This window comes from Pseudomonas antarctica (genome assembly GCF_900624995.1).
Taxonomy (GTDB): domain Bacteria; phylum Pseudomonadota; class Gammaproteobacteria; order Pseudomonadales; family Pseudomonadaceae; genus Aquipseudomonas; species Aquipseudomonas antarctica.
The window spans coordinates 1-4,216 of sequence record NZ_UYXQ01000211.1 but is presented as its reverse complement, the minus strand read 5'-3'; the positions used below and the strand labels follow the sequence as shown (position 1 = coordinate 4,216).

Annotated in this window: 4 protein-coding genes; 2 read left to right on the top strand and 2 right to left on the bottom strand. The window is 62.0% G+C overall.

The window, feature by feature from the left end; all coding sequences use genetic code 11:
- Together E0F99_RS29180 and E0F99_RS29175 are read right to left on the bottom strand one after the other, a co-directional pair.
- Positions 1-1,257: AMP-binding protein (locus tag E0F99_RS29180; RefSeq protein WP_130909113.1), on the bottom strand; the 1,257-nt coding region annotated here is incomplete at its 3' end.
- On the bottom strand, positions 1,247-1,924 hold the full coding sequence (locus E0F99_RS29175) for a thermostable hemolysin (RefSeq protein ID WP_083358447.1): 678 nt from the start codon (positions 1,922-1,924) through the stop codon (positions 1,247-1,249). The genes E0F99_RS29180 and E0F99_RS29175, both read right to left, overlap by 11 nt.
- 156 nt (positions 1,925-2,080) lie before the next feature.
- Between E0F99_RS29175 and E0F99_RS29170 the strand changes: the two genes are divergently transcribed.
- Together E0F99_RS29170 and E0F99_RS29165 are read left to right on the top strand one after the other, a co-directional pair.
- Entirely contained in the window at positions 2,081-2,632 is a 552-nt protein-coding gene (locus E0F99_RS29170) for a cytochrome b (protein ID WP_083358446.1), read from the top strand.
- Between the two features lie 182 nt (positions 2,633-2,814).
- On the top strand, positions 2,815-4,216 hold a 1,402-nt coding region (locus E0F99_RS29165), incomplete at its 3' end, for a sugar ABC transporter ATP-binding protein (RefSeq protein WP_130909112.1).

Genomic DNA, 4,216 nt, shown 5'->3' with positions numbered 1-4,216 from the left:
GGGCAAAATCAACACGTGATTCTCGGGCAGGGCTTCGCCATACACGAACGCCTGGGCGATGACGCCGCTTTGGGTCAATTCGGCCTCGACCCAATCCGGGTTGACGTTGCGGCCATAGCTGGTGACGAACTGATGTTTCTTGCGGCCCTTGAGGTAGAGAAAGCCATCCTCGTCGAAGGTGCCCAGGTCGCCGCTGGGCCACCACTGCTCGGGCTGTTCGCTGTGGCCCAGGTAGCCGAGCAAGGTCGAGCCTTTGATCAGTACTTCATCGTCTTCGGCCAAGCGAATTTCCACGTGGGGCAGGGGCCGGCCGACGCTGCCCGGGCGCTGCGCATCGGGGCGATTGAGGCAGACCACCGAGGCGCATTCGGAGAGCCCGTACCCTTCAAACACCGGCAGGCCCAACTGTTGTGCACGCTGCAGCAACGCTTTGGAGACGCGCGCGCCCCCCACCGCAGCAAAGCGTAGCCCTCCCGGGCTGAACGCTTTCTGTTCGGCGGCGATGACCAACATCAGCAGCAATTGTGGGACCAGAATCAGGCTGTGGGGCTGACGCACCGCCAGGCAACCGAGCAGTTGCCCGGCATCCACCGCGCTGGCGCCCTGAATGCCCAGGCTTCGTTGGCTGGGCACACTCAAGGTGGCGCCGGCATACAGCGCGGCGTAGCAACCGAGGTTTTCGAGCAAAATCGCGATGGGCAGCAGCGCCAAGTGGTGGCGTGGGTCGCTCGCGTGGCTGGCCTGGTGCAACTCGCGGGCAACCCGCAGCACGCTGTTGGCGCTCAGGCATACGCCCTTGGGCGCCCCGGTGGTGCCGGAGGTGAATGTGACCTTGGCAGTGCCCGACGGCATCGAAGGGCGACCTGCAAAGGTTTTACGCCAGAAGTCACCGTGTTGCTGATAACCGGCGCCCAACAGCTCAGCCTCCAAGTGGGGCTCGGCGATCACCCGTTCGGCGTGGCTTTGTTCAAGGCAATGGGCGCGCTGAGCCGGGCTGAAAAACGGTGGCAGGGTCAGGCAGGTCAAACCTTCGAACAGGATCGCCAAGTCCCACAGCATGGCATCAACGCCGTTGTCCAGGGCCAGCGCGACCACGTTCACGCCTTCATCGCGCAGGCGTTGCTGGCGATAGGCGACTTCGGCAAACAGTGAGGTGTAATCCATTTTCAACGTATCGCCCCACAGGGCGATGGCGCCGTCGTTGCGTTCGGCATAGCCGCGCAGCACAGCGTGGAAGCGGCGGGTTTCAGGCGACATGGCTGGTGTCCTCAAGCGTGATGGGCAACCCTAGGCGCTGGAACAGGCCCATGTTGCGCAAGTGGATGAACCCGGCGCGGATATTGCCGACATGCACCCAGGGTTGGCTTTCGTAGTAACTGCCCCAGTGATGGCGGTCTTCGCCCAGGCGCTGCGGGTCAGCTGCGCACAGGGTGATCGGCTTCAACCCCAGGCGGTGGAAGCTGTTGACCAGGCCGATATTGCCGGTGAATGCCACCCACTCCAGGCCGCCCATGGCCAGCAACCAGGTAATCGTGATGATGCTCAGACGCGCACTGCCGGTGTCGCTGGCGGCCAGGTTGCCGACTTCAGCGATGGCGCGGCGCTCTACGGTTTGCCCGGCAGCTGCGCTGATCAGCGGTTCGATCGGACGGTCCAGGTAACGCTCCAGAAACAGCGGTTCCACACCGGCCAGCCTTACCCCGGCGACCGCACACAGCACGCCGTCAGCCTGGCTGACGCCAAACAGCTGGGGCATGAAGTGGCGGATGTCGGCACCGTGGGCAATGCGAAAACGGTGTTGGATAAACGCCTCGAAGGCGGGGCGCTGAGGGTCATGGGGCAGGGCAACGGCGAGGCGCATTTGTGCACTGTCGGCCTGGCCGAACAGCAGCGGTAAAGAAATCTTCCAATCGATGTCGGGCACTGGCGGTACGCCTCCCACGTGATGTTGGGAGGAGTATCAAAGGCATTTCTTAACGAAGTCTGAAGGTGCTGAAAATGATCGGTTTGCCGATCTTCAGACTGCCTTAAGACTGGGTTGGCAGGGTAGGGCCACCACTCATGCATAAGGCTTTGTTCCATGACTCAAAATCCGCTGACGCAGCGCTACGCGAGACTCTCGATGGCCCTGCACTGGCTCATGCTGGCGTTGTTTATCGGCGTGTATGCCTGCATTGAAATCAAAGGCCTGCTGCCGCGAGGCAACGCGCTCAAGGGATTGTTCCTGGGGGCTCACTCGCTGTTCGGGATGGCGATTTTCGTGCTGGTGTGGCTGCGCTTGCTGGGGCGTCTGGCGCCCCGCCCGGCGATCCTGCCCCGTCCGCCCCTGTGGCAGACGGCCGCGTCGCACCTGATGCACGGTGCGCTGTATGGCTTGATGATTGTGACACCGTTGTTGGCCTGGCTGATGCTCAACGCTGCCGGCAAGCCGGTGCCGTATTTCGGGTTTCCATTACCGACACTGGTGGCGCCGGACCCGGACCTGGCCAGGCAGTTCAAACACTGGCATGAGTGGCTGGGCAGCACTGGGTATTGGTTGATCGGCCTGCATGCGGCGGCTGGGTTGTTCCACCATTACTGGGTGCATGACAACACCCTGGTGCGCATGCTGCCCAAGCGTTACGAGCGCTGAAAGCGTTGATGGCTGAAAGCGTGTGTGCAAGCTTTCAGCCAACAGACAGTTATCGCTTCTGCACTTGATGAAACGTTTAATCAAGCGATAAACGGCACACGCAAGCGCTTGCGTAAGCAAATGTATCTGGCATAGAGTCGGCGGCACTCGCCTACAAAAATAATAATGCCAGGAGCTCATCCATGAGCCTTGAACCCTTGCTTGAGATGCAGGGCATCAGCAAAACCTTCAACGGTTTGCGCGTGCTCAAGAATGTCGGCCTGAAGGTCTACCCCGGTGAAATACACGCACTGATGGGGGAGAACGGCGCCGGCAAATCGACCTTAATGAAAATCCTCTCCGGCGCTTACCAGGCCGACCCCGGCGGTGAAATCCGCATCGACGGCCAGCCCGTCGCCACCTTCGACCCCGCCACCGCCAAGACCCTCGGCATCGCCGTGATCTACCAGGAACTGAGCCTGTGCCCGAACCTGAGCGTGGCCGAGAACATCTACTTGGGCCGCGAACTGCGGCGCGGCTGGACCATCGACCGCAAGGGCATGCAAGCCGGCTGCGTCGAGGTGCTGCAACGCCTGGGCGCCGAGTTCAAACCGACCACGCCGGTGAGCAGCCTGTCGATTGCCGAGCGCCAGTTGGTGGAAATCGCCCGTGCACTGCATGCCCATGCCAGGATCCTGGTGATGGACGAACCCACCACGCCGCTGTCCTCGCGTGAGACCGACCGCCTGTTCGCGTTGATCAAACAACTGCGCAGCCAGGGCCTGGCGATTATCTACATCAGCCACCGCATGGCCGAAATCTACGCGTTGTCGGACCGTGTGTCGGTGCTGCGGGACGGCCAGTACATCGGCGAGCTGACGCGCGAGGCGTTGTCGGCCGAAGTGCTGGTAAAAATGATGGTCGGCCGCGATCTTTCTGGTTTCTACAAGAAGGAACACGCCGCGTATAACCCCGGCAACGTGGTCATGCGCGTGCGTGACATGGCCGACGGCAAGCGGGTGCGCAATTGCAGCTTCGACCTACACGCCGGTGAAGTGTTAGGCATCGCCGGGTTGGTCGGGGCAGGGCGTACGGAGCTGGCGCGGTTGATCTTTGCTGCCGACCCACGCACCGGCGGCACCCTTGAAGTGGTCGGCAAGGCCGTCAGCCCGTTGCGTAACCCGGCGGATGCGATTCGTGCGGGTGTGGTCTACCTCACCGAAGACCGCAAGGCCCAGGGCCTGTTCCTCGACATGAGCGTGGCCGACAACATCAATGTCTGCGCATGTGTGCCGGACGCGCATGCCGGTGGCGTGCTGGATCGTGGCCATGCAGCGCAACGCTCGAACGAGGCGATCAAGTCACTGTCGATCCGCGTGGCGTCGGGCAAGGTCAATGTGGGCGCCTTGAGCGGCGGCAATCAGCAAAAAGTGCTCTTGGCGCGGCTGCTGGAGGTCAAGCCGCATGTACTGATCCTCGACGAACCGACGCGTGGCGTGGACATCGGCTCCAAGTCCGAAATCTATCGCATCATCAATCAACTGGCGCTGGCGGGCGTAGGCATTGTGGTGATCTCCAGTGAGCTGCCGGAAATCATCGGTACGT